The following is a 364-nucleotide window of genomic DNA, read 5'->3' as shown; positions in this document are numbered from 1 at the left end:
TCGCTGTACCGCCCTTTTGGGTTACGCCTTCTAGCATGTTCAAAACCAACTCAGCATTTTCGCGCTTGATGATCTGTTTTGAGAAATCTTGGTCGTTGCTTTTAACGATATGGATAGGTTCGTAAACACCGTGATTCGCTAACGTCGCATAGGCATGAGCCAATTGCAGCGGAGTAATCGCTAGACCATAACCAAAGGATAAGGTAGCGATTTCAAACTTAGACCAGCGTCGACGGTTCGGGAAAATACCCGCGGTCTCACCGACTAGATTCAGCCCAGACATCTCGCCAAGACCAACAGAACTGTACATGCCCAGTAGCGCTTCAAGTGGCATATCCAGTGCTAACTTCGCCACACCGATGTT

At 48.4% G+C, this 364-nt stretch carries 1 protein-coding gene; it reads right to left on the bottom strand.

Going from position 1 to position 364, the window contains the following annotated elements; all coding sequences use genetic code 11:
* On the bottom strand, positions 1–364 hold a 364-nt coding region (locus tag AB4486_RS27950), incomplete at both ends, for a penicillin-binding transpeptidase domain-containing protein (RefSeq protein WP_372120070.1).

It is taken from the genome of Vibrio sp. 10N.222.55.C6, assembly GCF_041473395.1.
Classification (GTDB): Bacteria; Pseudomonadota; Gammaproteobacteria; order Enterobacterales; family Vibrionaceae; genus Vibrio; species Vibrio crassostreae_C.
This window is presented reverse-complemented; position numbering and strand designations above follow the sequence as displayed.